The sequence below is a fragment of the Pedococcus soli genome, assembly GCF_054782575.1.
Window position 1 is genome coordinate 1,259,922 of record NZ_BAAGSF010000004.1, and the last position, 24,100, is coordinate 1,284,021.

17 protein-coding genes are annotated in these 24,100 nt (G+C 71.1%); 7 read left to right on the plus strand and 10 right to left on the minus strand.

The window, feature by feature from the left end; all coding sequences use genetic code 11:
• Positions 1 to 2: 2 nt before the first annotated feature.
• A complete protein-coding gene (locus ACYVKF_RS12100) occupies positions 3 to 872 on the minus strand; it encodes an NYN domain-containing protein (RefSeq protein WP_460966580.1) in 870 nt (289 codons plus the stop codon).
• Between the two features lie 58 nt (positions 873 to 930).
• On the opposite strand from ACYVKF_RS12100, the gene ACYVKF_RS12105 reads away from it, so the two are divergent.
• Positions 931 to 2,211: an MFS transporter gene (locus tag ACYVKF_RS12105; RefSeq protein WP_460966939.1), complete on the plus strand. Its 1,281-nt coding sequence runs from the start codon at positions 931 to 933 to the stop codon at positions 2,209 to 2,211.
• Positions 2,212 to 2,336: 125 nt separating this feature from the next.
• Here the strand turns inward: ACYVKF_RS12105 and ACYVKF_RS12110 are convergent, their stop codons facing one another.
• Positions 2,337 to 3,257: an oxygenase MpaB family protein gene (locus tag ACYVKF_RS12110; protein WP_460966940.1), complete on the minus strand. Its 921-nt coding sequence runs from the start codon at positions 3,255 to 3,257 to the stop codon at positions 2,337 to 2,339.
• Between the two features lie 7 nt (positions 3,258 to 3,264).
• Positions 3,265 to 3,660, minus strand: coding sequence for a hypothetical protein (locus ACYVKF_RS12115; RefSeq protein ID WP_056916460.1), 396 nt, complete (start codon positions 3,658 to 3,660; stop codon positions 3,265 to 3,267).
• 47 nt (positions 3,661 to 3,707) lie between these two features.
• Here ACYVKF_RS12115 and pdxH point away from each other — a divergent pair, with 47 nt between their 5' ends.
• Complete coding sequence (pdxH, locus tag ACYVKF_RS12120) at positions 3,708 to 4,388, plus strand: pyridoxamine 5'-phosphate oxidase (protein WP_460966582.1); 681 nt, start codon at positions 3,708 to 3,710, stop codon at positions 4,386 to 4,388.
• Here the strand turns inward: pdxH and ACYVKF_RS12125 are convergent.
• Entirely contained in the window at positions 4,385 to 4,918 is a 534-nt protein-coding gene (locus ACYVKF_RS12125; RefSeq protein ID WP_157581474.1) for a phosphate-starvation-inducible PsiE family protein, read from the minus strand. The genes pdxH and ACYVKF_RS12125 overlap by 4 nt on opposite strands.
• A gap of 199 nt (positions 4,919 to 5,117) precedes the next feature.
• Here ACYVKF_RS12125 and edd point away from each other — a divergent pair, with 199 nt between their 5' ends.
• Positions 5,118 to 6,992, plus strand: a complete 1,875-nt coding sequence (gene edd / locus ACYVKF_RS12130) for a phosphogluconate dehydratase (RefSeq protein WP_460966585.1) — start codon at positions 5,118 to 5,120, stop codon at positions 6,990 to 6,992.
• Complete coding sequence (gene eda / locus ACYVKF_RS12135; protein ID WP_460966587.1) at positions 6,989 to 7,651, plus strand: bifunctional 4-hydroxy-2-oxoglutarate aldolase/2-dehydro-3-deoxy-phosphogluconate aldolase; 663 nt, start codon at positions 6,989 to 6,991, stop codon at positions 7,649 to 7,651. Before edd ends, eda begins: the two co-directional genes overlap by 4 nt.
• Before the next feature lie 462 nt (positions 7,652 to 8,113).
• Here the strand turns inward: eda and ACYVKF_RS12140 are convergent, their stop codons facing one another.
• From ACYVKF_RS12140 to ACYVKF_RS12165, 6 genes are all read right to left on the minus strand, one after another.
• The gene (locus ACYVKF_RS12140; protein ID WP_056916464.1) at positions 8,114 to 8,755 is read right to left on the minus strand and encodes a malonic semialdehyde reductase; all 642 of its coding nucleotides are present in this window, start codon (positions 8,753 to 8,755) and stop codon (positions 8,114 to 8,116) included.
• A gap of 76 nt (positions 8,756 to 8,831) precedes the next feature.
• Positions 8,832 to 9,905, minus strand: a complete 1,074-nt coding sequence (locus ACYVKF_RS12145; RefSeq protein ID WP_460966589.1) for a LacI family DNA-binding transcriptional regulator — start codon at positions 9,903 to 9,905, stop codon at positions 8,832 to 8,834.
• 108 nt (positions 9,906 to 10,013) lie between these two features.
• A complete protein-coding gene (locus ACYVKF_RS12150) occupies positions 10,014 to 11,984 on the minus strand; it encodes an ABC transporter ATP-binding protein (protein WP_460966591.1) in 1,971 nt (656 codons plus the stop codon).
• Positions 11,981 to 12,913 (minus strand): ABC transporter permease, encoded by a 933-nt coding sequence (locus ACYVKF_RS12155; protein WP_056916465.1) that lies wholly within the window; start codon positions 12,911 to 12,913, stop codon positions 11,981 to 11,983. Before ACYVKF_RS12155 ends, ACYVKF_RS12150 begins: the two co-directional genes overlap by 4 nt.
• Entirely contained in the window at positions 12,910 to 13,899 is a 990-nt protein-coding gene (locus ACYVKF_RS12160; protein ID WP_056916466.1) for an ABC transporter permease, read from the minus strand. The genes ACYVKF_RS12155 and ACYVKF_RS12160 overlap by 4 nt, the downstream gene beginning before the upstream one ends.
• 144 nt (positions 13,900 to 14,043) lie before the next feature.
• Positions 14,044 to 15,615, minus strand: a complete 1,572-nt coding sequence (locus tag ACYVKF_RS12165) for an ABC transporter substrate-binding protein (RefSeq protein WP_460966594.1) — start codon at positions 15,613 to 15,615, stop codon at positions 14,044 to 14,046.
• Between the two features lie 301 nt (positions 15,616 to 15,916).
• On the opposite strand from ACYVKF_RS12165, the gene ACYVKF_RS12170 reads away from it, so the two are divergent.
• The 3 genes from ACYVKF_RS12170 (at position 15,917) to ACYVKF_RS12180 (ending at position 24,024) form a co-directional block, all read left to right on the plus strand.
• A complete protein-coding gene (locus ACYVKF_RS12170; RefSeq protein ID WP_460966596.1) occupies positions 15,917 to 19,330 on the plus strand; it encodes a GH36-type glycosyl hydrolase domain-containing protein in 3,414 nt (1,137 codons plus the stop codon).
• Between the two features lies 1 nt (position 19,331).
• Complete coding sequence (locus ACYVKF_RS12175) at positions 19,332 to 21,503, plus strand: glycoside hydrolase family 3 N-terminal domain-containing protein (RefSeq protein WP_460966598.1); 2,172 nt, start codon at positions 19,332 to 19,334, stop codon at positions 21,501 to 21,503.
• 145 nt (positions 21,504 to 21,648) lie between these two features.
• Positions 21,649 to 24,024: a beta-galactosidase gene (locus tag ACYVKF_RS12180; protein ID WP_460966600.1), complete on the plus strand. Its 2,376-nt coding sequence runs from the start codon at positions 21,649 to 21,651 to the stop codon at positions 24,022 to 24,024.
• Positions 24,025 to 24,100: the final 76 nt, after the last annotated feature.

Below are 24,100 nucleotides of genomic sequence, written 5' to 3' on the forward strand. Positions count from 1 at the left end.
GGTCAGCCCTTCGCGCGGCGCTTGTCCCGGACCGACAGGCTCTGCTTGCCCTCGTCGCGGATCTCGAACAGCTCGATCGCCTTGAGGAGCTTGATCAACGAGCCGTAGCCGTAGTTGCGGGAGTCGAACGACGACTGGTTCGAGATGTACTGCCCGATCGTGCTGACCCTGGCCCAGCCGTCCTCGTCGGCAGCGCCCTCGGCGGCGTTGCGCAGCATCCGGACCAGGCGCGCGTCGCCCTTGAGGTCGGCGGGGCTGCGCCGCGACGAGGACGGAGCGTCCGTGGCCTTGCTGGCGGCCGCAGCCGCGGCGGTCGCAGCCTTCTTGCGTGCCGTCGTCCGCTTGGCGGTCGGGGCCGCCGCGGCAGCCGGCTCGGCAACGGGCTCGGCAACGGGCTCGGCCGCCGTGGAAACCGGCTCGACCACCTCCTCCTCGGGCTCGGAGAGCTGGTCGAGCCGCAGGAACTTCGTGCAGGCGGTCTGGAACGGCTCGGGCGTCTTCGCCTCGCCGAACCCGTACACCTGGGCCCCCTTGGCGCGCAGGTGCATCACGAGCGGGGTGAAGTCGGCGTCCGAGGACACGATCCCGAACGCGTCGGGGTGGTCGTTGTAGAGCAGCGCCATCGCGTCGACGACCATCGCCATGTCGCTGGCGTTCTTGCCGCGGGAGTAGTCGAACTGCTGGATCGGCTGGATCGCGTTGGCGTGCAGCACCTCGGTCCATGGCCGCAGACCGGGCTTGGTCCAGTTGCCGTACGCCCGGCGGATGCTCGTCTCCCCGAGCTTGGACAGCTCGCTGAGGATGAGGTCGAGCTTCTTGGCGGAGGAGTTGTCCGCATCGATGAGCAGGGCGATGCGTGCGCGGGGGTCCATGCCGCGACGCTACGCCCGAACCGCGGCACGGGGCGCGGGCCACGCGGCATACAGTCCTCTGGTGCCGTTGCTCCTCGACCTCGCCCCGCTCCGGGAGAACGCGCCGTACCGCCGCCTGTATGCCGGGTTCACCCTCTCGAACGTCGGCTCCCAGCTCGCGGTGGTCGCCATCGGCCTGCAGGTCTACTCGCTCACGCACAGCACCGCGGCGGTCGGCATCGTGGGCCTCTGCGCGTTGGTGCCGTTGGTGTTCATGGGCCTGTACGGCGGCACGCTGGTCGACCACTACGACCGCCGGGTCGTCGGGCTGGTCGCGCAGGGGGTGGCCTTCGTGACGAGCCTGCTCTGCGCCCTGCAGGCCTGGATCGGCAACACGCAGGTGTGGGTCCTCTACCTCCTGGTCGCGGTGTGGAACGGCGCGTTCGCCGTCTCCTCACCCGCCCGCAGCTCGATCTACCCACGCATCCTGCGGCGCGACCAGCTCCCCGCGGCCAATGCGTTGTCCGTCTTCGCGATGAACGCCTCGATGACCGTCGGCCCGCTGCTCGCCGGTGTCCTCGTCGATGCAGGCGGGTTCAAGGCGGCCTACACGACCGATGCCGTCATCACGACCGCGGCCCTGTGGGGTCTTGCCAAGCTCCCGCCGCTCCCGCCCGAGCCGACGGAGGAGGGTGCGACACCGAGCAAGCCTGGACTGCGTTCTGTCCTCGACGGATTCGCGTTCCTCGCCACCCGCCCGAACGTCCGCATGACGTTCGTCGCCGACATCGCCGCGATGCTGCTGGCCCAGCCCCGGGTGCTGTTCCCCGCCGCCGGCGCGGTGATCTTCGGCGGCGGCGCCAGGACCGTCGGCGCCCTCAGCGCGGCGGCGGCGGTCGGCGGGATCGTCGCGATGTTCTTCTCGGGACGGCTCGGCCACGTGCGACGGCAGGGGCTGGCGATCATGGTGTCGATCGTCGGCTGGGGGTTCGCGATCGCCGGCTTCGGTGCGGCCATGCTGGCCGCCGGGGGAGTGCTCAGCCGCGGCCACGCGCTGTGGTTCGGCCTGCTCGCGATGGCGGTCGCCGGGGCGTCGGACTCCGTGAGCTCGGTGTTCCGCACGACGATCCTCCAGGCCGCGACGCCGGACCACCTGCGCGGGCGGCTGCAGGGCGTGTTCATCGTGGTGGTCGCCGGTGGACCGCGCCTCGGCGAGATGGCGGGAGGCTTCCTGTCGACCGGTGTCGGTGAGGCCTGGACGGCCGTGATCGGCGGTATGGCGTGCGTGCTCGCCATCGTCGTCCTGGCCCGCGTGCAGTCGGGCTTCCTGCGCTACGACGCCCGCCACCCCACGCCCTAGCCGGCGACCGGGTGGCCGACCGCCGGTTCGCGGCCCTCAGGCACCCGGTGCCGGGGCTCGGAACGCCGGTCTCCGGGCCTCCGGTTCCCGAGCCTCCGGTTCCCGGGCTTTCGCTTCCCGGGCCGTCAGGCGACGACGTCGCGCTGGGCCAGCGCGCGGCGGCGCACGTCGTCCGGGTCCTGCATGGCCCAGCGGACGGTCGCCGTGGCCAGGCCACCGATCGGGCGGCCCACGAAGCGCTCGGTGACGGGCAACCAGGGCAGCCGCAGCGGCATACGGGCCCAGCGGGGGAGCATCGCGACCGCACCGGCGGCCAACGCGCTGTAGCCGGCCCGCGCAGCGAACGGTAGAGGGGGGTGGACGAGCAGGAACCGGGCCGCCTCGCGCGCCGCCTCGGTGGACTCGAGCTCGGGGCGGTAGTCCTCGATGGTCTGGCGCAGGGCGGCGACGGTGCGCGGCGGGTCGATCACGCCGAGGGCCTCGGCGACCACGCAGCTCTGCTCGACGTAGCGGTCGGCCTCGGCGTCGGTGAGGGGCGTCACGGCGTACCGCTGGTAGGCCGTGAGGAAGCTGTCGGCCTCGGTGACGTGCACCCACTTCAGCAGGTGCGGGTCGCTGGCGGAGTAGGGGCGGCCGTCGGGCGCCTTGCCGCGGACCCGCTCGTGGATGCCGCGGATGCGCGCGATCAGCGCCTCCGCGTCCTCGATGGTGCCGAACGTCGTCGTCGCGAGGAACTCGCTCGTGCGCTGGAGGCGTCCCCACGGGTCACCCTTGTAGCCCGAGTGACCGGCGACGCCGACCATCGCCAGGGGGTGCAGGGACTGCAGGAGCAGCGCCCGGATCCCGGCGGGGAACATCGACGCGTCGGCGTGCACACGCCAGATCGGGTCCTGCGGGGTGAACCACCGCGGACCCTCCGCACCCCAGATGCGCTCGGCCTTCACCTGGGCGTCGTTGCCGGCGACCTTGGAGCGCAGGGCGTGCGCGAGCTGGCGACGGGCGCCCGCACTGAGCGCGCCGGCACCGTTCGAGATCGGGTCGAGCAGGGCCACCTCAGTGACCGCTGCGACGGCGGGGGAGCTGCTTGAGGCGCTCGGCGGGGGTGGGGAGGTCGGCGGGACGGACCCGCGTCGACAGGTCGCTGTTGGCGATCAGCTCCCCGATGGGCGTCGTGGTGGTCGGGTGCGCGGCGATGGGGTCCTCGCCGGAGAAGACGACCCAGACCGCCTCGCCGTGGTCGGCCCGCGGGTCGAACGTCTTGAGGACGGACCCGTCGCGGACGGTCCCGGCGTGCTCGATGGCCCGGCGCCTGGCCTTCTGCCGGTCGAGGGCCTTCTGCGCTGCAGCCATGGCCGGCTCCTTGGCCTGCTGGGCGAGCACGATCGCGTGCGGGCCGTACTTCACGCCCCACCGGATGATGCTGCCGACGGCCTTGCCCTTGCCTGGCATCGTGCCTCCCTGTCGCTGGCTCGTTCTCCCCACCCTAATCTCGGACCATGACAGTTGCGCGGCGCGTGGACTACACCGGCGAAGGGCTCTCCGAGGACGAGGTGGCTGACACGCCCTGGCAGCAGGCACGGCTCTGGGTCGACGAGGCGATCGCCCGGTCCGAGGCGCAGGACGACGTGCCGGAACCGACGGCCATCTCCATCGCGACGGTCGACGCCGACGGGCAGCCGAACGTCCGGACCGTGCTCATGCGCTTCTTCGACGACCGCGGACCCGGGTTCGTCACCGCGACCGTGTCGGCGAAGGGTCGGGAGATCGCCGCCACCGGCGGCATCGCGGCGGCGCTCACGTGGCCGTCGATGTTCCGCGCCATCCGCTTCCGTGGCCGGGCCGTCGAGCTCGACCGCGAGGAGATCGAGGGCTACTTCTTCTCCCGCCCCTGGGCCTCGCGCATCTCGGCGTGGGCGTCACAGCAGTCCCAGCCCGTCGGCAGCCGGGCGGACCTCGAGGCCGCCTACGACCGGTATGCCGCGCAGTTCCCCGACCGGGGCAAGGCCGACGACGTGCCCGTCCCCGACTTCTGGGGCGGGTGGCGGGTGCACTGCGACGAGGTGGAGTTCTGGGGCGGGCGACGCAACCGGCTGCACGACCGGCTGGTGTTCACCCGTACCGGCGAGGGCACCCTCGACGACCCGGCGAGCTGGAGCCTGTCCCGCCGTCAGCCCTAGGGCTGCAACGACGCCCGCTTCTCGCGCGCGTTCTCGTCCTGGCCGTCGACGTCCCGCTCCACCTCGTCCTCGCCGTTGCCGGAGTTCGCTCCCTCGCTGGGCTCACGCTCCTTGCGGCGCAGGAGGAACGACGCCAGCGCCAGCACGATGACGGTCCCGGTCAGCAGCCCCATGAGCCGCAGCGTGTCGGCGAACTCGGGCTTGCCCAGCAGGTCGGGTGCCTTCACCGACAGCACGACGATCTCCTTGATCGAGGCGATGATGCCGACGAGCAGGAACGGCTCGGCCACGAGCTCGCGGCGGGCCAGCGTCGTGCGGACGGCGAACAGCAGCTCGACGACGATGAAGACGAGCAGCAGGAGGTCGAGGATCTCGGCCGACGTCTCGATGACACCGCCGCTGCCGAGGTCACCGAACGCCAGGGCGGTCTTGCCGATCACCACTCCCGCGAGGCCGAAGAGGATGACGGCCACCGCCAGGTAGACGACGTTCTCGACCTGCTCGATCAGCCGCTCGATCCACTCGCCCATGACGGACATGGTGGCCGACGGCGCGCCGGTCGGCACCCTGAGCGCGCCGTCGGGTCCCCTCCAGTCGTGTCCGCATGGCGGGATGGGCGTTGATGAATCGTGAGACGTCGGCACACTTGTGAAACGAATCACACACGCGCACGCCAAGGGTGTCGTCCGCGCGGTCCTCCTTCTTCGACCGCCGATTTCCAGGAGCCCCATGGCCACCGCCATCCACCCCGTCGTCGCCGAGGTCACCGCCCGGGTGACCGAACGAAGCCGCGCCAGCCGCACGGCATACCTGCAGCGCCTCTCCCGCGCTGCCTCCGAGCTGAGCCTGCGCCCGGCCCGCACCGACCTCGGGTGCTCCAACCTCGCCCACGCCGTCGCGGCGTGCGGGGGGAGCGACCGCACCACCATGGCTGCCGACACCGGGGTCAGCCTCGGGATCGTCACGTCCTACAACGACATGCTCTCCGCGCACGCGCCCTTCGAGCACTACCCGCAGGCCATGAAGCAGACCGCCCGTGAGGTCGGTGCCGTCGCGCGCGTCGCCGGTGGGGTCCCCGCGATGTGTGACGGCATCACCCAGGGCCGGGCCGGCATGGAGCTCAGCCTGTTCAGCCGCGACGTGATCGCGATGTCGACGGCGATCGCGCTCTCCCACGACGTCTTCGACGGCGTCCTCATGCTCGGGGTCTGCGACAAGATCGTCCCCGGCCTCGTCGCCGGTGCGCTGTCGTTCGGCCACCTGCCGACCGCGCTCGTGCCCGCCGGGCCCATGGCGAGCGGGCGCTCCAACGCCGACAAGGCCGAGACGCGCAAGGCGTATGCCGCCGGCGAGGCGGGGCGCGAGGAGCTCCTCGCCAGCGAGGTCGCGTCCTACCACTCGCCCGGCACGTGCACCTTCTACGGCACCGCCAACTCCAACCAGATGCTCATGGACGTCATGGGCCTGCACCTGCCCGGTGCAGCCTTCATCCACCCCGACGACCCGGTGCGTGACGCCCTCACCGCGGCGACCACGCGTCGCGTCGCGGAGATCGCGGGCTCCGAGCAGCCGTACGGCATCGGCCAGGTCGTCGACGAGAAGTCCGTCGTCAACGGTGTCGTCGCCCTGCTCGCCACGGGCGGCTCGACGAACCACACGATGCACCTGATCTCGATGGCTGCCGCTGCCGGGGTCGACCTGACGTGGGAGGACTTCGACGACCTGTCTGCGGCCGTCCCCTCCGTCGCGCGGATCTACCCCAACGGCCCCGCGGACGTGAACCACTTCCACGCCGCCGGAGGCACGCCCTACCTCGTCCGCACCCTGCTCGACTCGGGGCTGCTGCACGAGGACGTCCTCACGCTCGCCGGGCCCGGCCTGCGCCACTACACGCGCAAGCCGCAGCTCGTCGACGGCGTCCTGGAGTTCGTCGACGCCCCGGCGGAGTCGCTCGACCCCGCGGTCCTGCGCCCGGCGACCGACCCGTTCGCCGCCGACGGCGGGCTGCGTGTCCTGCGCGGCAGCCTGGGCCACGCCATCATCAAGGTCTCGGCCGTCGCCGACGAGCACAAGGTCGTCGAGGCCCCGGCCCGGGTGTTCACCGACCAGGTCGGGTTCCTCCAGGCGTTCTCACGCCGTGAGCTGGACCGTGACGTCATCGTCGTCATCCGCGAGCAGGGTCCCAGCGCCAACGGCATGCCCGAGCTGCACGCGCTGACCCCGTCCCTCGGTGTCCTCCAGAAGCGTGGCCACGCCGTCGCGCTCGTCACCGACGGCCGGATGAGCGGAGCGTCCGGTGCGATCCCGGCCGCGATCCACGTGACACCGGAATCTGTTCACGCCGGCCCCATCTCGAGGATCCAGGACGGTGACGTGATCCGTGTCGACGCCCGCACCGGTCGACTCGACGTCCTCGTCGACGAGGACGAGTTCGCCGCGCGGCTGCCCGCCCAGCGGGTGAGCGAGGAGGGGGTCGGTACGGGTCGTGAGCTGTTCGCGCCGATGCGTGCGGCAGTGGGCCGCGCCGACGAGGGCGCCCACGTCTTCGCCAGCCTGGGGCGCGCCTTCGACCACTCCGTCATCCCCTCCGAGGAGATCTCATGACCGTCCCCGCGACCGTTCCCGCCAAGCCCGTCATCTCCCGCGAGGCGGACATCCTCGACCTCGCCCCGGTGATCCCCGTGGTCGTCGTGGACTCCGTCGAGCAGGCGGTCCCCCTCGCGCGGGCGCTGCTCCGCGGCGGCATACCGGTCATCGAGCTGACCCTGCGCAGTGCGGCCGGTCTCGGCGCCATCGAGGCCGTGGCCTCGGAGGTCGAGGGCATGGTCGTCGGCGCGGGCACCGTGGTCACGCCCGAGCAGGTGCGCCAGGTGCAGGACGCCGGCGCACAGTTCATCGTCACGCCGGGTTCGCCCCCACGGCTGCTGGAGGCGGCTCTTGCTTCAGGCCTGCCCCTGCTCGCGGGTGCGGGGACGCTGACCGAGATGCTGACGCTGGCCGAGGCCGGGCTCGAGGCGATGAAGTTCTTCCCCGCCGAGGCCAGCGGTGGACGCCCGTACCTCTCCGCCGTGGCCGGGCCGTGCCCGCAGCTGCGCTTCTGCCCGACCGGCGGCATCACGCGGGAGACCGCGGCGGACTGGCTCGCGCTCCCGAACGTCGGCTGCGTGGGTGGCTCGTGGCTCACCCCGAAGGACGCCGTCGCGCGCGGCGACTGGGACGTGGTCGAGCGGCTGGCGGCCGAGGCTGCCACACTGCGTCCCTAGGGGATCGCGCCTGTCACCGGGCGATTCGGCATCGTGTGGTGCCCCGCGAACAGGTGGGCGGTGGCCTCGTCGGGGGACTTGAGGCCGCCGCCCACCGCTGTGCCAGAGACCATCCGGGGGTCTGGGCGTCCGCACGTCCGGGCATGGAACAGCCCGCGGGCCTCGCCTCGCCGAATTCGAGCGGCTCGACATGTGCAGGGGACGACCTGCACGGCCCGCGGGCTGCGGTGAACTGCTTGGGATTGCGCAGGATGCGCCGTCGAAGCAGTCGACGTTGCGCACCTAGCGCGCAGTCACCTCACGCGTCCAATATGAAATCAATTCCTGGACCACCTCCCTTCCGTGTACCTCGACGCTAGGTCCACCCAGCGCGTCCCGCAACGGGTTAAGGGAGGGTGTCCGGATCGTGGCCGCCGCCGGGTCGCGACGACGGCCACGATGCAGGGGTCCACGGTCCCGGCCTCAGACGGAGGTGACGACCTCGTCGTAGCCGAGCCGCGGGAGGCGGTCGAACCAGGCGTCGGGGCCGGGGCGGCCGATGTTGACGACCATGAGGGCGCGGTGCTTCCCGTCGGGGAAGAACTCGCGGGAGACGGCGGCGGCGTCGAAGCCGGTCATCGGGCCTGCGGCCAGGCCGGCCGCGCGGACACCGAGGATGAAGTAGGCCGCCTGCAGCGTGGCGTTGAGGTCCGCGGTGGTGCGACGGTTCTCGTCGTCGGCCGCCAGCATGTCGCGGGCACCCGGGAAGATCGGGAACACCGTGGGGAGCTCGTCGTGGAAGTCGTCGTCGGCCGCCAGGATCGCCACGAGGGGGGCGGTGGACGTCTTCGGCTTGTTGTTGCCGCCCATGTGCTCGACGAGCCGGCCGCGTGCCTCGGGGGAGCGGACCAGGACGATGCGCAGGGGCTGGTTGTTCATGGCGGTGGGGCCCCACTTGACCAGCTCGAAGATCGCGCGCACCTGCTCGTCGGTGACGGGCTCGTCGCTGAAGGAGTTGGCGGTCCGGGCCGCGCGGAACAGGAGGTCGGCGGCCTCGGGCGCGAGCTCGAGGTGGTCGGCGAACTGGGCCTCGAGCTCGGTCAGGTCATCATGCGTCTGGGTCATAGAAAGTTGAACAGTCAACTTCATGGTTGCATTCCCCAACCACGCCGCCGCAGGTCAGAGCCGCCGGAGCTCCCCGTCAGGCGCGGGCGGTGAGGCTGTCGACGCCGAGGTGCTGGCGCCTCGGGCGGATCTCGGGGCCTTCCCAGGGGCACCCGCACGATCCGCGGAGGACGACCTGCGTGGGCAGGATCTGCGGGGCGACGTCGCGGGTGCGGCCCTGGATGCGCTCGTGCAGGCGGATCGCCGCCCAGCGACCGAGCCCGTGCGTCGGCTGCTTCACCGTGGTCAGGCCGGGGTCGACGTACCGCGACGCCATGATGTCGTCGAACCCGACGATCGCCAGGTCCCGCGGCACGACCACCCCGCGCCGTGCGAGCAGCGTCATCGTGGCCAGGGCCAGCTCGTCGTTGGCGCAGACCAGGGCGTCGGCCCTGCCGGGGGCGGCCATCAGCGTCTCGACGATCTCGAGGGCCGAGGACTCCTCGAACCAGACCCGCAGCGGTGGCAGCCCCTCCGTGACCCCCGCCGCAGCGAGGGCCGAGACGAACCCGTCGTAGCGCTGGCTGATGTCGTGGGAGGTCTCCGGGTCGCCGACGAAGACGAGCTTGCGGCGGCCGTGCCCGAGCAGGTGCGTGGTCAGCTCCTCGGCGCTCTCGCTGTTCTCCACGAGGACCGTGTCACAGCCCTCGATCGGGGCGTGCGCGAGGACGACCGTGGGGGTCTTCGTGGCCAGGGTGCGGATGATGGAGTCGCTCGCCGTGCCGTGGGTGAGGACGAGCCCGTCGACCCGCGCGAGGAGGGTGCGCAGGGTCGTGTCGAGGTCGGCGATGCCGGCGGCGAGCACGACGACGACCGACTGGCCGTACTGCGCGGCCGTCGACTCGTACCCCGCGAGCAGCTCGGCGAAGTACGGACCGGTCAGGCCGGGGAGGACGAGCCCGTGGGCCTCGTGCCGCTTCACGTCCAGCGTGCGCGCGGCCCGCAGCGGCACGTAGTCGAGCTCCTCGACGGCCCGCAGGACCTTCTGGCGCGTCAGCGGCGAGGACCGCGCGGAGCCCTGGAGGACCCGCGAGACGGTCGCGATGCTGACCCCGGCCCGCTCGGCGACCGTGTAGATCGTCACCGGTCGGTCGTCAGCCTCCACGCTCACCGTCGGGCCCTGTCCATGGGGAGCATCCTTGCGGGCAGGCTGGGGACCGGCAAGCACGCCACCGACCGCGTCCGCCCCTCGGGAGCGGCCGCGGCCGGGTGGGTGCGGTCAGGACGTCGTGGTCGCCTGCTCGAACGGGTTCGGTATGGCGTCGAGCAGCGTGCGCGTGTAGGCGTCCTGCGGGTTGCGGATCACCTCGAGGGCGTTGCCCTGCTCGACCACCCTGCCCTGCGACAGCACGAGGATCTCGTCGGCCAGCAGCCGTGCGCTGAGCAGGTCGTGGGTGATGTAGAGGACACCGATGTCGTGCCCGGTGACCAGCTCCTGCAGCAGCTCGAGCACCTCGGCGCGGATGGAGACGTCCAGGCTGGAGATCGGCTCGTCGGCGACGATCAGCTCGGGGTTGGCCGCCAGGGCGCGCGCGATGACGACGCGCTGGCGCTGGCCGCCCGAGAGCTCGTGCGGGTAGCGGTCGAGGAACCGGTTGCTCGGGGTGAGCGCCACGGTCTCCATGAGCTCGCCGGCGACGGCGTCGGCCTCCTGCGCCGAGAGCCCGCGGTGGTTCCGCAGCGGACGGGTCAGCGTGTACCGCAGCGTCAGTGCCGGGTTGAGCGAGCTGTAGGGGTCCTGGAACACCATCTGCACGTGCTTGCGGTAGTCCCGCAGCTGGCGCGTCCTCAGCTTCTCCACCGCGATGGTGCCCTCGGAGCCGATGAAGCGGATGGTGCCGCTGCTGGGCTTGTCGACCCCGGTGATCATGCGGGCGAGCGTCGTCTTCCCGCTGCCGCTCTGGCCCACCAGGGCCGTCACCTCGCCCTTGCGCAGGGCGAAGGAGACGTCGTCGACGGCCAGGGTCTGCTGCTTCCTCAAGCCGCGTCGCCGTTCGAAGACCTTGGTCACCGAGTCGACCTCGAGGAAGACCTCGCCACGGCGGGCGCGATCGCTGTCCTCGGCCGTCTTGACGAACTCCGGCCCGGCGAAGCGCGTGGTCTGCTCCGGCAGGCCGTCCGGCTTGTCCTCCGAGGGCCCGCGCTGCAGGTGCGCCACGTGGCACGCCACGCGACCTCCGGCCAGGGGGAGCAGCTGCGGTTCGTCGCTGGAGCAGCGCTCGATGGCCTCGGGGCAGCGCGCGGCGAACCGGCAGCCGCTGATCGGGCGCGTGAGGTCCGGTGGGCGGCCCGGGATGTAGGTCACCCGCACCGTGTCGGCGCGCGGGTTGCTGTACGAACCCAGCAGTCCCTTGGAGTAGGGGTGCAGCGGGTCCTTGACGAGCGTCGTGGCTGCCTGCTGCTCGACGAGCTGGCCGGCGTACATGACGAAGATCCGGTCGGACAGCTCCATGACGGTGCCGATGTCGTGGCTGATGAACAGCACGGCGAACCCCTGCTCCTTCTGGAGCCGGCGCACCGCCTCGAGGATCGAGCGCTGCACGACGACGTCCAGGCCGGTCGTCGGCTCGTCGAGAAGGACGAAGCGTGGGCGGTTGCAGAGGGCCAGCGCGAGGTTGATGCGCTGCTTCATCCCTCCCGACAGCTCGTGCGGGTAGGCGCTCATGAACTTCTCGTCGATCATGACCATCGAGAAGAGCTCACGGACCCGCTCCGTCACGGCGTCGCCGCGCAGCTCGCTGTGCTCCTCGATGGCGTCGCGGAACTGCGCCTCGACGCGCATCACGGGGTTGAGGGAGTTCATGCTGCTCTGGAACACCGTGGCGATGTCGCGCCAGCGGCGGTGCCGCAGGTCCTCCTGCGACATGGAGGCGATGTCCTCGCCGTCGAACTCGATGCTGCCGTTGCTGATCCGTCCCGGCCGTTCGAGCAGGCTCAGCAGGGCCATCGCCAGGGTGGACTTGCCGCTGCCCGACTCGCCGATGAGGCCGACGAACTCGCCCTCGAGGAGGTCGAAGCTGACCTTGTCCACGGCCGTGAGAGCCGGTGACATCTTCGGCTCGAACCGGACGCTCAGGTCACGGACGCGCAGCAGCGGGTGGCTGTTGCGACGGGTGTCGGCGGCAAGGGTCTGCGACGTGGGCACCGATTCGGTGGTCGCGGCGGCGGTGGTGGCGTCGGTGGTCGTCACGAGTCCTCCCGGAGGTGGGGGTTGGACAGCAGGTCGACGCCGAAGTTGATGAACGTCAGCGACGTGATGAGGAGGGCGAGGATGAGCCCGGGCGCGAGGACCCACGCCCACAGGCCCTGCCCGACCGCACCCTGGGAGTCGGCCTGGTAGAGCATGGTTCCCCACGAGATCGAGTTCGGGTCGCCCAGGCCGAGGAAGGACAGGCCGGCCTCGGCCCCGATGGCGCCGGTGGAGGCGCCGACGAACCCGGCGGCGACCAGCGAGGTCATGCTCGGCATGATCTCCCGGAAGATGATCCGTCCCGACCCCTCGCCGGCGAACTTCGCCGCGGTGACGAAGTCGCGGTTGCGCAGGGTGATGATCTGCGACCGCTTGGCGCGGGCGTGACCGGCCCACGACGTGATGCCGATGACGAACACGATGAGCGGTATGCCGCGCACCTCGCTGTAGGCGATCAGCACGATCATGAGGGGCAGCACGGGCACGACGATGGCGACGTTGGTGATGAACGAGAGGATGTCGTCGATCACCGTCCCCTCCTTGTAGCCCGACCACATGCCGATGACGAGGGCGATCGCGGTGGAGACGAGGCCGCCGAAGAGGCCCACGAGCAGGGAGACGCGGCTGCCGTAGACGAGCTGGGAGAAGATGTCGGCGCCCTGGCTCGTGGTCCCGAGCAGGTGGTCGCCGCTGACGGGCAGCAGCGCGTCGAAGTCCGAGCGCGTGCCCTCGTAGGGCGCGATCAGGGGTGCGAACGCGGCGATGAGGATGAAGGCCAGCAGCAGGATGATGCCGACCCGGGCCTTCGTGTTGCTCCACAGGAGCTGCCACCACCGTTGCTGGCTGTAGCCGGCGTCGCCTTCGCCCCGCTCGTCGGTGGCGTCGCCGGGGCGTTCCTCGGAGCCGGTCTGGACGATTCCTGCGGTCATGACTGCGCCCTCCGTGCACGCGGGTCGAGCACCCCGTAGAGGAGGTCCGCGACGAGGTTCGCCAGCAGGACGCCGACGATGATGAACAGGAGCAAGGTCTGCAGCAGCGGGAAGTCGCGGTTGCCGATGGCCTCACCCATGAGGCGCCCCATGCCGGGGTAGTCGTAGATCTGCTCCACGAGGATGGAGCCGCCGAGGACGCCGCCGAGCGCGATCGCGAAGCCGGTGACGCTGGGCAGCAACGCGTTTCGCGCTGCATACCGGAGGGCAACCACGCGGTCGGGGAGGCCCTTGGCCTTCGCGAGCCGGATGTAGTCCTCGCCCAGGTTCATCACCATGGTGTTGCGCATGCCAAGGATCCAGCCGATCGGCGCGGTGATGAGCAGCGACAGGGCGGGCAGGAACGAGTGGGACACGGCCTCGGTGATGAAGGGTCCGTTGAAGCCCGGGGTGGAGGCGGAGTACCCACCGCTGGTGGGGAACCAGCCCACCGTGTAGCCGAAGACGAACAGCAGCAGCAACGCGATCCAGAACGACGGCAGCGTCCCGATGAACGTGGACCCGAGCGTGACGATGCTGTCGAAGCGGGTGTTGCGTCGCCACGCGGCATACGCACCGAGGGTGATGCCGATGACGAAGGCGAGGATCTGCGTGACCCCCACGAGCACGAGGGTCCAGGGCAGGGCCTGACCGATCACCTCGGTGACGGGGTAGGGGTAGTACGTGTAGGAGATGCCGAAGTCGCCGTGCGCCAACGCCCCCAGGTAGCTGACGTACTGCGTGAACAGGTTGCCGTCGGGCGCGCCGAGCATGGCGCGCATGGCCTGGACGGCGGCGGGGTTGAGCTGTGCGTCCTTGCCGGCGAGCTTCTGGACCATCACCTCGGCAGGATCTCCGGGCTGGAGCCGGGGGATGATGAAGTTGAGGGTGATCGCGGCCCAGAGGGTCGCGAGGAAGAACGCGATCTTGCGGACGAAGTACCTCACGGCGGACCTCCTTGTCCGTGTGCGCCCTCGGGCCGGGAGACCGTCGAGCTCGTGGCGGGCCTCACGGCCCCGGGGGGCCAGCGGGAGCACCGGTGTCGGTGCTCCCGCTGGCGCGGGTTGCTGCTGGACCTGTGCGTCGCCGGGTTACTTGGCGGGCTTGAGGTTCGTGATGATCAGCAGCCGGTCGTCGGCGGGCTGGGCGTAGGGGTTCGCCTCGTCCGGCCAGCCGACGGCCTTGTCCGTGCGGTAGAAGATGCGCGCCGGGGCGTAGATGAGCGGGATGACCGGGTACTTCGTCATCATCGTGTCGACCAGCGTGCCGACGAGCTGCTTCTGCTTCGCCTCGTCGACCGTGGCGCTCAGCTCCTTGACCGTCGCGTCGGTCGACGCGTCGCGGAAGCGCTCAACGTTGCCGAGGATCGCGGTCTTGGTCGGGATCTGGTTGGACGCGAGCTTGCCGCCGATGTTCTTGGCGTTCTCGCAGCCACCGTGCAGGTACTCGAGCAGGGCCTGGTAGTCGCCGCTCTTCTTCTGCGCGTCGACCGACTCGGGGGCGGTGGCCAGCACCTTGGAGTTGACGCCCATGGCGTTGAGGTCGCGGACGATCACCTCGGCCATCGACTGGTAGTCGATGTACCCGGCCTGGACCGTGAACGTGATGTTGATCGGCTTGCCGTCCGGCGTCGTGCGCTTGCCGTCGGCGCCCTTGGCGTAGCCGGCGGCGTCGAGCATCTGGTTGGCCTTGGCGGTGTCGAACGGGATCACCGTGTTCGCGCCGCCGTTCGCCGCGTACTGCTCCGGGAGCAGGTTCGCCGCGGCCGGGAGCTTGAGCCCGGTCTGGCTGGCCGGCTTCATGATCCCGTAGGTCGCCTTGTCGGACATCTCCTGGCGGTTGAAGCCCTGCGCGATGGCCTCGCGGAACTTCACGTCGTTGAACGGTGCCTTCTCGACGTTCGGCGAGAAGACGGTCATGCCGTTCGGCGGGAAGTACAGGTGGTTCGTCTTGGGGTCGGCGTCGATGAACGCACGCTTCGGGTTGGGGATCTCACCCTGGTAGGCGTCGAGCTGGCCCGACTTCAGCTTCAGGGCGGCCTGAGCGGCCTCGAAGTTGCCCTCGAGGACGAGCTTCTGGACCTTGACCTTGTCGGCCTGCCAGTAGTCGGCGCGGCGGACGAGCTCGAGGCGACGGCCGTTGTAGCTGCCGACCTTGAACGGGCCGGTGCCGACCGGGGCCTTGTCGATGTACTTCGTGGGGTCGCCGACCTTGCCGTACACGTGCTCCGGGAGTACCTGCATCTTGATGAGCTCGTCGAACTTCGGGGCGGCGTTGCCCGTGAACTCGATCCGGACCTTGTTGCCCGTGGCGGTGACGCTCTTCGCCGGTGCGCCGAACACGTCGGTCCAGATGCCGGCGCGGTCCAGGGCGGGGTACTGCTTGGCGAGGTTCAGGGTGAAGGCGACGTCCTTGGCCGTGAACGCCTGGCCGTCGCTCCACTTCACGCCGTCGCGGATGGTGAAGTCGAGCGTGGTCGCGCCGCCGTCCCACGTGAAGTCGGTGGCCAGCCAAGGGGTGACCTTGCACGTGATGCCGTTGCGGATCATCAGGGGCTCGTAGAGCCACGTCTTGGTGACCGCGTTGACGGCGTAGGGGTTGTAGTCCACCAGTCCACCGATGGTCGCCGGTGCGTCCGACGGGAAGTTGAGCTGGGCGATCATGCCGTCGCCACCAGCGCCCCCACCTCCCTCGCCTCCTGCTGAGCGGCTGCCCGCGCAGGCCGAGAGGCCCAGGGCTCCGCAAAGTGCAAGAGCCACAACGGATTTGGTTTTCGTCGACATTGACTGACCTTCCGGGGTGATGAATGTGTTGTCACCTTGGGTCGGTCCGCAGTGGCGTGTCAACGGTTCTGGCCATGAAAGTACTTTCATGGCCACGGCTCGTGCTCAGTGATCGAGTTTCATTTATTTACAAGCGAATTCGGGTTGTCATCGGCGCTTGCGCCACTGCTATACAACAGGGGTGTCTTTTCGGACGAACGCGATGACGCGTGGCCACCATGAACTCTCCAGCGACGCAGGGCTGAGGGCGGTGTTCACGGACGAGGCATGCCTGGCCCGTCTCGACGCCGGTGACAACTCGCTCCTGATGTACCCCGCCAGCGCCCACGAGGCCGGCCCGCTCAACCTCTGGTTGCGGCGCCTCGACGGCGACGACGCGGCATACGTCCCACTGCTCGGGCCTGCGAGCCCCAGCTCGGTGAGCTGGTCCGCGGAGGTCCCCACGGTGACCGGCGAGTGGGACGGGCTGCGGTATGCCGTGACGTTCCGCCTCGCCGCGTCGGCCCCCGTGTGGTTCTGGCACGTGGCGGTCGAGAACACCGGTGACACGGAGGTCGAGGTCGACGTCGTCCTGACGCACGACCCCGGCCTGGCGCCCTACGGGGCGGTCCGCAACAACGAGTTCTACGTGAGCCAGTACCTCGACCTCACCCCGGTGACCACGAGCCGTGGCACCGCGATCGCCGTGCGGCAGAACATGCCCGGCGAGCTGGTGCCCTGGGTGCTCGTGGGTTCGCTGGCCAGCGGCGCGGGCTGGGCGACCGACACCCTCCAGCTGGTGCGCGGTGCGCAGCGGCCGGGAGAGCCCGTCGCCCTCGCGACGGCCGTCCTGCCCTCGCACCGGCTCCAGCACGAGCACGCCCTGGTCGTCCTCCAGGACGCCCCGGTTCGCCTGACTCCCGGAGGGAGGCACCTGACGGGGTTCCACGGCACCAGCCTCGAGGACCACCCGGAGGCCACCTCGGACTCGGACGCCCACTGGGCGGACGTCGCCCTGGCCCAGCCCGAGGCCGACGCTGTCGACTGGTTCGAGGACGCCCTCGCGTCGCAGGGGGCGTCGCACGGGTCCGGTGCCCGCTCCGGCGCGCTCTTCAGCGCTGCACCCGTGTTCTCGAGCGAGGACCTCGACGCCGACACCCTGCGCGAGATCACGGGTCACACCGACCTCGACCATGCCGAGCACGACGACGAGGGCGAGCTGCTGGCCGGGTTCGGCAGCGACGGTTCGCACGTCGTCACGGCCGCCAAGGAACGCGCCGTCCTCCGCCCGCACGGCCACCTCCTGCGGACCGGCGACTCCCTCGTGCCGGACACCCGCGGACTCACCTCGACGGTCTGGATGACGGGTGGCTTCCACTCGCAGGTGACGCGGGGCCACGTCGGTCGCGACCGGCTGCTGTCGACCCGTCGCGGCTACCTCGGCGTGCAGCGGGCCCAGGGCCTGCGGGTCTTCGTCGAGGACGGCGCGAGTGCCACCGGCTGGGCGCTGCTCGAGACCCCGAGCGCCTGGTCGCTGCGCACCGACTCCGCCACCTGGTGGTACTGCGCCGACGACGTCGCCCTCGAGGTCACCTCGTCGGCCCCCACCACCTCCCACGAGCTCGGCCTGTCGGTGCGGTGGCTGTCCGGTGCCCCGCGCCGCGTCCTCGTGGCCCTGCACGTCGCCCTGTCGGGCGACGACGGGCTCGACCCCGCCGACCACCTCCTCACCGAGCGTGACGGCGGCCTCGACATCGGTGACGACGACACGACCCTGCGACTGGACTGGCAGGGCAGCGGGATCGCCGTCGGCGGCGACGAGCTCCTGTTCGCCGACGGCACGACGCGTGGCACCCCGTGGGTGACCCTCGAGGTCCCTGCGCGCAGCCGGTTCGACCTGACCCTCTCGGTCGCCGACGCGCGGACCGACCTGGAGGTGCGTCCGACGGCCGACCAGCACCTCGGGCCGGACTGGACCTCGACGGTCTCCCGCGGCCTGCGGCTCGGGACGCCGGTCGCTGCCGCGTCCGACCCCGCAGGCGCCCTTGCCGCCGAGGTCGCCCGCATCGACGCGGTCCTGCCGTGGTTCACCCAGAACGCCCTGGTGCACTACCTGTCCCCGCGGGGTCTCGAGCAGTTCTCGGGCGGCGGGTGGGGGACGCGTGACGTCTGCCAGGGACCGGTCGGGCTGCTCACGGCACTGGGGCGCGACGACGAGCAGCGCGACGTGCTGCTTCGTGTCTTCCGGGCCCAGAACGCCCGGGGCGACTGGCCCCAGGCCTTCGACTTCCTCCCGCCGCTGGCCGAGGGCGGCCAGCAGGACGCCCATGGTGACGTCGTCTACTGGCCGTTGCTGGCGACGGGCGACTACCTGCGGGCGACCGCAGACGCCTCCCTGCTGAGCGAAGGGGTCCCCTTCGTCGGTGACGACGGCCTCACCGTGCCGGCCTCCGTGGAGGACCACCTCCGCAGGGCCCTGGACCGCGTGGCGGAGGTGCGCGTCCCCGGAACGGCCCTGCCGGCCTACGGGCACGGGGACTGGAACGACTCGCTCCAGCCGGCCGACCCCCACCTGGCGGCCCGCCTCGTCTCCACGTGGACCACCGTCCTGCTCGTGACGGCACTGCGGTCCCTCGCCGAAGGCCTCGAGTCCTGCGGTGCCGCTGACGACCTGGTGACCCGGGCGCGGGAGGCGGCGGACGCCGCCGACGACGCCATCCAGTCCGACCTGATGGTCGACGGGGTCCTGCCGGGGTACGTCCTGCTCCACGACGACGGCACGTGCGAGCCGTTGGTGCACCCGCGCGACACCCGCACCGGCCTCACGTACGGCGTGCTGCCGTGGATCCACGCGATCTCGGCCGACCTGCTCACCCCGGACCAGGCCCGCGCCCACCTCGACCTGATCGAGGAGCACCTGCTCGGTCCCGACGGCGCCCGGCTCTTCGACCGCCCGGTGGCGTACCGGGGCGGGCCGATGAGCGTCTTCCAGCGTGCCGAGGCGAGCACCTTCTGGGGTCGCGAGATCGGCCTCATGTACATGCACGCCCACCTGCGCTACGCCGAGGCGCTGGCGCGGTTCGGCGAGCCGCGGCGGCTGTTCGCCGCCCTCGCGCAGGCCAACCCGGTCGGGATCACCGAGCGTGTGCCGAACGCCCGCCCGCGACAGAGCACCACCTACTACTCCTCCTCGGACGGCGCCTTCGACGACCGCCTCGACGCGAGCGAGCGGTATGCCGCGCTGATGGCGGGCGACGTCGACCTCGAGGGTGGGTGGCGCGTGTACTCCTCCGGACCGGGTCTCTACCTGCGCCTGCTCGCCGAGACCCTCCTCGGAGTGCGTGCCCGTGCCGACCGGGTCGAGCTGGACCCGGTGCTCGACCCCGGCCTGGACGGACTGACCGCGCGGGTCCCGTTGGGGGACAAGCGGTTGCGGATCACCTACCGCGTCGGCGCGGTGGGATCCGGGGTGACCCGGGTGACGTCCGGCGGCCGTGAGCTGCGGTCGATCCCGTTGCAGAACCCGTACCGTGGAGCGGGTGTCAGCGTCGCCCGGACGGACCTGATGGCGCGCGCGACGGGCGACGACATCGAGCTCACCGTGGAGATCTCCTGACATGACTGCCGACCAGAGCGCCCGGCCCTGGCTGGACCCTGACCGCAGCACCACCGAACGCGTCGAGCTCCTCCTGGCGCAGATGACCCTGGCGGAGAAGGTGGGGCAGACCCACCAGGTCGCCAACATCCACCCCGACGACGACGCCGCGCAGCTCGCCGGAGGACGGATCGGCTCCAGCCTGTTCGCCAGCGGTGCCACGGGCGGGAACGAGCGTGACGAAGGTGTCCTGGCGGCGAACATCGACGCGGCCCAGCGCCACGCGGTCGAGGCGAGCCGGCTCGGCATACCGGTCCTGTTCGGGCGGGACGTCATCCACGGGCACCGCACGGTGTGCCCCATCCCGCTCGGTCTCGCGGCGTCCTTCGACGAGGAGCTCGTCGAGGAGGTCGCCGCCGTGGCTGCCGCCGAGGCGGTCGTCGACGGTGTCGCGTGGACGTTCGCGCCCATGGTGGACCTGTCGGAGGAGCCGAGATGGGGCCGGGTGGCCGAGTCGCTCGGCGAGACGCCGGTCCTCAGCGGGCGGCTGGCTGCCGCGATGGTGAAGGGGTTCCAGGGCGACGACCCCTCGGACCCCGACCACATCGCGGCCTGCGCCAAGCACTTCGCCGGCTACGGCCTGTCCGCGGGCGGCCGCGACTACGACACCGTCTCGGTCGGCGAGAACACGCTGCGCAACCTGCACCTGCGCCCCTTCAAGGCCGCCGTCGACGCCGGTGTCGCCACGATCATGGCTGCCTTCAACGACGTCGACGGCACGCCCATGCACGCCCACCGGCACCTGCTGAGGGACGTGCTCAAGGGTGAGTGGGGCTTCGACGGCGTCGTCGTCGCCGACTGGAACGGGATCGGGCAGCTGGTCCACCAAGGTGTTGCCGCAGACCTGCGCGCGGCGGCGCTCCTGGCGATCGAGGCGGGCGTCGACCTCGACATGTGCTCGGGCTCGTACGCCGCGCACCTCGCCGAGCTCGTGGAGTCCGGCGAGGTCGACGAGGCGCTGGTCGACGACGCGGTGCGCCGGTTGCTCACCCTGAAGTTCCGGCTCGGGCTGTTCGACCGTCCCTACGTCGGCGAGCCGACCCGCAGCAACGCACCGACGGACGCCTCGAGGGCGACGGCCCTGCGCGCCGCCCACGCGGCGCACGTCCTCGTCTCCAACAACGGGATCCTGCCGCTCGCACCCGGAGCGGGGACCGTGCACCTCACCGGTCCGTACGCCGAGGCCGCGGAGGAGCTCTTCGGGACCTGGACGCTCGACGGCCGTGGTGAGGACGTCGTCGCCCCGGCCACCGCCTTCAGGGCCCGGCTGGGCGGGGAGCAGCTGCTCGTCTCCGACGGCCGGTTCAGCGACCGCTCCGTCCAGCAGGTGCGCAACGCCGACGTCACCGTCGCGGTCGTCGGGGAGCACCCCTGGCGATCCGGCGAGGCCAACTCGGTCACCGACATCGGCCTACCGGCCGGGCAGCTCGAGCACCTGCGTCAGCTGTCACGGATCGGGAAGCCGCTCGTCGTGGTCGTCTACACCGGTCGGCCGCTCGAGCTCGGTGACGTCCTGGACCTCGCCGATGCGGTGCTGGTCGTCTGGCACCCCGGTGTCGAGGCAGGAAATGCGTTGGCGGACATCGTGTTCGGTGACGTGGCACCCCACGGACGCCTGCCGATGACGTTCCCCCGGACCACGGGGCACATCCCGACGAGCACCCACCAACGGCCCACCGGTCGGCTCATCGAGCTGCACGAGGAAGGTCGGCAGGGCCGCTACCTCGACGACCAGGTCTTCCCGAGGCTGCCGTTCGGGTACGGCCTCACGTACACCTCGTTCGAGTACGGCGAGCTGCGCACGGTCGCCGGGACGGAGCTGTCCGGGGCCGGTGAGGTCGTCGTGGAGATCGATGTCACCAACACCGGTGGCCGCGCCGGTCGGGAGGTGGTGCAGCTGTCCTTCCGCGACCCGGTCGCCCAGGTGACCCGACCTCTCGTCGAGCTCGTCGACTGGGCGTTCCTGGACCTCGCGCCGGGGGAGAAGGGCACCGCCTCGTTCACCGTGCGAGCCGACCAGTTCGCCTACTTCGGCACCGACAACACCACCCGGGTCGACGCGGGGGAGATCGTCCTCGTCGCCGGCCCCGACGCCCTGCACGGGTCCCGGCTTTCCCTGCGCGTCAACCCCTGAGCGCACCAGACCGTCGTGGCACCTCGCCACGACGGCCTCGGTCGTCCCCGGACCCCCGGGGCCCTCGGGATCCCTTGGGCCGACCGAGCTCCTCAACCCCAGAACCCCTGAACCCCAGAACCCCTGCCCCCCAACGGAAAGCGTCATGATCCAGATCCAGGACAAGCAGATCCTCATCGACGGCGAGGCCCGCGTGGTGATGGCCGGCGAGATCCACTACTTCCGCGTGGCGCGCGAGGAGTGGGAGCAGCGCATCCTGCTGCTCAAGGAGGCGGGCTGCAACACCGTCGCCTCGTACATCCCGTGGCTGTGGCACGAGCTGCCCGACGGCACGATCGACGTGACCGGTGCCACGCGGCCGGAGCGCGACATCGGCGCGTTCATCGACCTGTGCGCCGAGCACGGCCTGTGGTTCATCGCCCGGCCGGGACCGTTCATCATGGCCGAGCTGAAGAACGAGGGACTGCCGTTCCGCCTCTACACCGACCACCCCGAGATCGTGCCGGTCGGCTGGGACGGGAAGCAGACGCCCAGCCGCACCGTCGACTACCTCGCGCCCGCCTACCTCGACGAGTGCCGTCGGTGGTTCGGCGCCGTCCTGCCGCTCATCGCCCGACGGCTGCAGCCGAACGGCGGCAACGTCATCGCGGTCCAGCTCGACAACGAGATCGGGATGCTCGCCTGGGTGACCAACAGCCCGGACCTCACCGACGACCTCGTCGCCGACTTCGCGCGGTGGGCCGTCGCGCGCCACGGCGGCGACGCGCCATACCCCTTGTCTGGCACAGCGATCCGCACACCCGGTGAGGAGGATGCGGGCGTGCTGCGACAGGACCTCGCGGTCTTCATGCGCGACCGGTTCCGGCGCTACGTCGAGGAGCTGCGCACGATGGCCGAGGCGCAGGGGGTGACGGACGTGCCGTTCCTCATCAACATCCACGGCACCGAGGGCGGCAGCGGGGAGCCGTTCCCCATCGGGGTCAGCCAGCTCGTCGACACGTATGCCGGGGTGCCGGGGATGCTGTCCGGGTCCGACCACTACATGGGCGACATGACGCTCAACACGACGACCGACCTCTACGTCATCAACGCCTTCATGGACGCGGTGCACGGCCCGGGCCAGCCGACGACGTCCCTGGAGTTCGAGGCCGGGTCGGGCGACTACGGCGGTGGCATCGACAACCAGTACGACCCGTCGACGGTCGACCTCAAGACCCGCCGTTCGCTGGCGCAGGGCAACCGCGCCATCAACTACTACCTCTTCGCCGGCGGCATCAACCCGCCGCTCGAGGAGCCCGTGGGCGACGGGAACGACCGGATCAGCTTCACCGGAGAGCGCCACGGCACCGCCGCGCCCGTCGGCCCCGAGGGCCAGAAGGGCATGACGTATGCCGCGACCGCGCGGGTCGTGCACGCGGTCCGGGTCCACGAGCGCTGGCTGTCGCGCATGGAGGAGGAGCACGACGGCGTGCAGCTGGGGCTGGTCCTCGACGCCTACGCCACGGAGTACCACCACCCCGACAGCGCGGTGATGACCGAGGTCGTCGACGACCTGCAGCGACACCGTGGCGCCGGCCCGCGGCGAGCGCTCGTGCGGTCGATGCTGCTCGGCGGGTACCGGTTCCCGGCAGTGCACCTGCAGCGCGACGAACCCACTGGGGTGGTCGCCCTGTCGACCGGGCGCCACCTGTCGCCGGAGGTCCAGCAGGGCCTCGTCGACCACCTGACCCGCGGCGGTGGCCTGCTCCTGCTCGGTCGGGTGCCCGACCGAGACCTGGAGGGTCGACCCTGCACGCTCCTCGCCGACGCGATGGGTGTCTCCGGGGCCGACCTCACCTGGGGGGCCGACCACTACTACCCGTCCGCCGTCGCCAGTGGCTGGGCGGCACCGTGGCCCGAGACCCGGGTCGGCTGGTTCCAGGCGCTCGAGCACGAGCGCGGTGAGGCGGTCCTGCACGACGTGGACGGAGCCGTGATCGGCATCGACGTCGAGGTCGGCGCCGGCCGCGCGATCCTGCTGGCTGCCGAGCTGCCCTCGGACGTCGGCCTGTTCGGGCGTGCCCTCCGGCGTCTCGGCGCCGCTCCGGGGCTGGAGTTCTCGGCCGCGGTGCCGGGGATCTTCGCCACGACGTCCGCGACGGCTGATGGTGAGCGGATGCTGCACCTGACGAACATCAGCGGGCACGACAACCCCGTCACGCTGACCCTCGACGGCACGATGCTCGGTGACGGCGCCCTCGTCGTCCCGCCACGGACGAGCGCGTTCCTGGCGCTCGGTATCGACACCCCGGTCGGCCGGGTCGAGTGGGCGAACGCCGAGCTCATCGAGGTCGGCGACGACCGGCTGGTGTTCGGGCCGCCGCTGGGCGGTCGGACCACGGTCGTCCTCGACACGGTCCCGGGCACCGAGGTCGTCGCGACGGCAGGCCCGGACGAGGTCGCCGTCGCGCGGGACGGGGACGTCCGGACGTTCACGGCCCCTGCCGGCTCACCCCTGGTCCTGACCCTCACCCCCGCCTGACCCCCCGGCCCCTGACGCGCAAAGCGGGTGTCGTTCGGGAACACCAGGACAAATAAGTCCCGGTTCGCCGAACGAC

Excerpts from the sequence above, each read along its gene's own strand:
- ACYVKF_RS12140 (WP_056916464.1), bottom strand. The coding sequence starts at position 8,755 with ATGACCCAGACGCATGATGACCTGACCGAGCTCGAGGCCCAGTTCGCC.
- ACYVKF_RS12125 (WP_157581474.1), bottom strand. The coding sequence starts at position 4,918 with ATGGGCGAGTGGATCGAGCGGCTGATCGAGCAGGTCGAGAACGTCGTC.
- ACYVKF_RS12115 (WP_056916460.1), bottom strand. The coding sequence starts at position 3,660 with ATGCCAGGCAAGGGCAAGGCCGTCGGCAGCATCATCCGGTGGGGCGTG.
- ACYVKF_RS12100 (WP_460966580.1), bottom strand. The coding sequence starts at position 872 with ATGGACCCCCGCGCACGCATCGCCCTGCTCATCGATGCGGACAACTCC.
- ACYVKF_RS12180 (WP_460966600.1), top strand. The coding sequence starts at position 21,649 with ATGATCCAGATCCAGGACAAGCAGATCCTCATCGACGGCGAGGCCCGC.
- edd (WP_460966585.1), top strand. The coding sequence starts at position 5,118 with ATGGCCACCGCCATCCACCCCGTCGTCGCCGAGGTCACCGCCCGGGTG.
- ACYVKF_RS12155 (WP_056916465.1), bottom strand. The coding sequence starts at position 12,913 with ATGACCGCAGGAATCGTCCAGACCGGCTCCGAGGAACGCCCCGGCGAC.
- ACYVKF_RS12165 (WP_460966594.1), bottom strand. The coding sequence starts at position 15,615 with ATGATCGCCCAGCTCAACTTCCCGTCGGACGCACCGGCGACCATCGGT.
- ACYVKF_RS12175 (WP_460966598.1), top strand. The coding sequence starts at position 19,332 with ATGACTGCCGACCAGAGCGCCCGGCCCTGGCTGGACCCTGACCGCAGC.
- eda (WP_460966587.1), top strand. The coding sequence starts at position 6,989 with ATGACCGTCCCCGCGACCGTTCCCGCCAAGCCCGTCATCTCCCGCGAG.
- pdxH (WP_460966582.1), top strand. The coding sequence starts at position 3,708 with ATGACAGTTGCGCGGCGCGTGGACTACACCGGCGAAGGGCTCTCCGAG.